Raw genomic sequence first — 3,772 nt, 5'->3', positions numbered from 1 at the left:
GCCCATCTCGTCTTGTTCGCTGTCCGTCCGGAGCGTCAGCGCCAAGGCGTCGGCACGTCACTGCTGGCTTGGTTGGAGGCGTCGGCAGTTGTGGCTGGCTCTGAGCGCATTCGGGTCGAGGCGCGTTCGCCGCGCGTAGCTTCTACAACGAGCACGGTTACCACGAACTGCGCATCAAACGGCGCATGTACAGTGGAACTGCCGACGGTGTGCACCTCGAGAAGTGGCTGCGCACGCGCGGTGACGCCTAACCCTTCGCTCGAGGCGACCCTCCACGGCTTGGCACTTGGGCTCCTCGCGGCCCAAGCGCCAATCCGCGGCGGTCGCCTCAGCTCAAACGTTAGGCCGCACAAGCGATGTTCAGGGTCACATCCTTAACTGATCTGGCAGGACAGATCACGGCGAAGTGCGCGAATGCGGATCAGGTCACTATCGGGACCGTCTATCTGCCAACCGGGGCGCTGCGCACGATTCGCAAGCGGCTACCTTCCGGTCTCCCAAAGTGGAGAGACGCGACTGACCATGACGTTCGTTATGTCACTGAGCTGGTGATTCGAGAGGCTCTCGGCATTGGCGTTGGCTCAATCGACAAGACCACTCAAGCGTGGAAGACATTCTGGGCCGATGCCCAAGCTGTCCACAGCAAGGCGGCATCCATTGAAGGCGGGCGCATCGGCTACATGAAGGCCGCAACGCTCGTCAAGTTCGTGCTCATTGGCCACGCCGTAGCAGCCGGCTTGGGACATGCGATCTCTACAGGTCAGATACCGCGCCCACGCACCGGTCGCGGACATCTGCACGTTGCTGAAGACGTCGTGGTCGACAACGAGATCCAAGGCGACGACAACCGCGAAGCGCTCGTGACGATCTGGCGGTCGACCAATGAACATCAACCGATGCTCAACTCGCTGGACATCACTCGCAAGGCGAAGTCACTAACGCTCACCACCGAGCAAGCGGAGCCGTTACTGCTTCTTGCCGACTATGTTGCCGGCCTCGCCCATGCCAAGAGAAGCCGGGCCGACGTTCTGGCGCGGAGCCAGGTTACCCGGGCGACCGCCGAAGCCTCTATGAACAGGATCATCGGATCCGGCCGACTCCAAGACTTCACAGGTTCGGTCCGGCTGCAGTACTTCGACATTTATCCCGAGTTCCGCGCCATGTACCGCGAAGGTGCGGCCTAACCCTTCGCTCGAGGCGACCCTCCACGGCTTGGCACTTGGGCCGCGAACCCGTGGTGCATATCATCGGGCTCGCGGCCCAAGCGCCAACCCGCGGCGGTCGCCTCAGCTCAAACGTTAGGCCTCCCACGAAAGACCGCACGCATGGCCACCGCTTCGCTTCGTTCCCTGTTCGGCTACAAGTCCTGGGCCAATCGGGAGCTCTTCGCCCTTCTCGGTGGGCTTGCGCCCGAGCACGCAGACCAACTGCACACGTGCATCCGCACCCTCAACCATATCTACGTGGTCGATCGCATCTTCAAAGCCCACCTCAACGGCGAAGCGAGACCGTTCGACGCCACCAACACGAAGAGCACGCCGACTCTTGCGCAGTTGCAGTCGGAGGTGGCAGCCACTGATGCGTGGTATGAGCGGTACGTCGCCGGTGTCAGCTCCAGCGGCCTGGCCGAAGTCATCGATTTCGAGTTCACCGACGGAGACAGCGGGCGCATGTCTCGCGAGGAAATCCTGCTCCATGTCATCACCCACGGTGGCTACCACCGCGGCAACGTTGGCCAGGTCCTCAAGTCAATCTCTATCGCTCCGCCTCGCGATCTGTACACCAAGTTCCTGCATCAGAGCGAGCCAGCGCGAAGGGAGGCCTAACCCTTCGCTCGAGGCGACCCTCCACGGCTTGGCACTTGGGCCGCGAGCCCGTGGTGCATATCATCGGTCTCGCGGCCCAAGCGCCAACCCGTGGCGGTCGCCTCAGCTCAAACGTTAGGCCGCACAGAGGCTACATTGGTGGCGCCCCAACGACTCGGAGAGACCAGAGCATGACAACGCAAGGCTTTGTTGCGTCGCACGCCAAAGACGCAAAGTTCGAGCGAGGCCTTCGTTCGTTCTACGAGTATCGCGACCTTGGGATCAAGAGCGCAACTGAAGGGCGGGTCGACGCACACGTCATTCGCGCGGCGGCAGGCAAGGAGTTCTCAAGCCAGCCGCACCTGCACAGAACCACGTTCCAGATGGTCTACATCCTGAAGGGCTGGATTGAGTTCGAGTACGAGGGTCAAGGTGTGGTGCGCCTCGAGGCAGGTTCATGCGTGCATCAGCCACCCAGCATCCGCCATCGTGAGATCGGACACAGCGACGACATCGAAATGCTGGAAATCGTGCTTCCAGCAGGCTTCTCAACTGAAGAGGTTGACTCAGTTCAAACGTAAGGTGTCCCAGCGAGGTGCGGCCTAACCCTTCGCTCGAGAGGGACCTCCGCCGGCAAGGCACTTGGCCCGCGAGGCGGTAGTTCATATCATCCGCCTCGCGGGCCAAGCGCCTTCCCGGCTGCGGCCCCTCAGCTCAAACGTTGGGCGTCACGAGGTCCAGCGGTGCGGCTCGCACACCTTTCGGCCCCGCTCCTCCTACAAGGTCCCGCTGACCGTGATTACAGCGGCACCGGTTCTCGTGTCTACTGTCCCTGCCGAGATTCCCTTACCCCGCGCCCTCGACAACCCAGCCGTACCGCCGGTGTTCCGGTAGGTCCCGCTGACGATCAAGAGTCCATCAACGCTCGTCGTCGGGGTCGGAAGCAGGTCGCCCTGATACCGGCCGAACAACTGGGTGCCGTCCGCGAATGTCAGTGTCTCGACACCACGGCGAAACGAGGTGTGCTCGAAGTCCTCACAATGACTCTGTTCGAGTTGCGCTCGCCCCAGCGTAGTCTGGGCCGTACCAGCAAAGGAGAACAGGATTGGATGTGAGGTGTCAGGGCATCGCTGTGCATCGAAGGTGACAGCCACGATCGCCGGGTAGAAGACACCCACAAACTCCTTGCTGTGTCCCCCTCGGCGATCGTCATCAGCGGCAGCCGTAGCCTGCGCGGCTACTGAAACGGCTGCAATCAACAACTTCGTAGTGCAGTTCATTCCGTCTCCTACTTCTGCTTGGCTGGCGCGGCGAGCATTTGAGTTGGTGGACGCACGGCCGCGCCCAACCAGCGTGCGCCCAACTGCCGGCGAGACTAAGATTCCTGGCTTGGCCATACAACCCCTACGTCTTGCTCGAGTTCGCGAGTGACGCCCAACCCTTCGCTCGAGGCGACCCTCCACGGCTTGGCGCTTGGGCCGCGAGCCCGTGGTGCCTATCATCGGTCCCGCGGCCCAAGCACCAATCCGCGGCGGTCGCCTCAGTTCAAACGTTAGGCCGCAGAAGCCCACTCCCATGCCACTCGTGTGCCGCAAGGCCGAAGCAACGGACTTCCCTGCCCTGCAGCAGATGCTGGAGCTCTATCAGTACGAGCTCTCTGACATCTGGCACCAAGAACCCGACGCGCAGGCTCGATACGGGTATGACTTGAGCCGCTACCAGCAGGCAAGTCGCTTCTTCGCTCACGTTGCCCTGCAGGGTGCGGAGTACGTCGGCTTTGCCTTGGTTGCCCCGGCTTGCGTCACTCTTGCGGAGGGCTCATGGATGGAGCAGTTCTTCATCCTGAAGCGCCACCGCAGGGGTGGGTCCGGGCTGGAACTGGCAAAGCACGCCTTCTTCAGCCATCCGGGCCCATGGGAAGTTGGTCAAATGCCTGCCAACGTTGCTGCACAGGCCTTCTGGCGCCA

5 protein-coding genes are annotated in these 3,772 nt (G+C 62.1%); all 5 read left to right on the top strand.

Going from position 1 to position 3,772, the window contains the following annotated elements:
- Positions 1-12: 12 nt before the first annotated feature.
- Positions 13-378, top strand: a complete 366-nt coding sequence (locus D9C15_RS34675; RefSeq protein ID WP_375138836.1) for a GNAT family N-acetyltransferase — start codon at positions 13-15, stop codon at positions 376-378.
- Positions 357-1,184: a hypothetical protein gene (locus D9C15_RS32705; RefSeq protein ID WP_128003639.1), complete on the top strand. Its 828-nt coding sequence runs from the start codon at positions 357-359 to the stop codon at positions 1,182-1,184. The genes D9C15_RS34675 and D9C15_RS32705 overlap by 22 nt, the downstream gene beginning before the upstream one ends.
- Before the next feature lie 141 nt (positions 1,185-1,325).
- Positions 1,326-1,826 carry a DinB family protein gene (locus D9C15_RS32700; protein ID WP_128003638.1) on the top strand — a complete coding sequence of 167 codons (501 nt, stop codon included), beginning with the start codon at positions 1,326-1,328 and terminating at the stop codon, positions 1,824-1,826.
- Between the two features lie 170 nt (positions 1,827-1,996).
- Entirely contained in the window at positions 1,997-2,386 is a 390-nt protein-coding gene (locus tag D9C15_RS32695; protein ID WP_128003637.1) for a cupin domain-containing protein, read from the top strand.
- Positions 2,387-3,380: 994 nt separating this feature from the next.
- Positions 3,381-3,772: hypothetical protein (locus tag D9C15_RS32690; RefSeq protein WP_128003636.1), on the top strand; the 392-nt coding region annotated here is incomplete at its 3' end.

Origin of the sequence: Piscinibacter defluvii (assembly GCF_004011805.1) — a bacterium.
GTDB lineage: Bacteria > Pseudomonadota > Gammaproteobacteria > Burkholderiales > Burkholderiaceae_C > Piscinibacter > Piscinibacter defluvii.
Note: the sequence above shows the minus strand (reverse complement) of the source record. Positions and strands in the feature narration are given on the sequence as shown.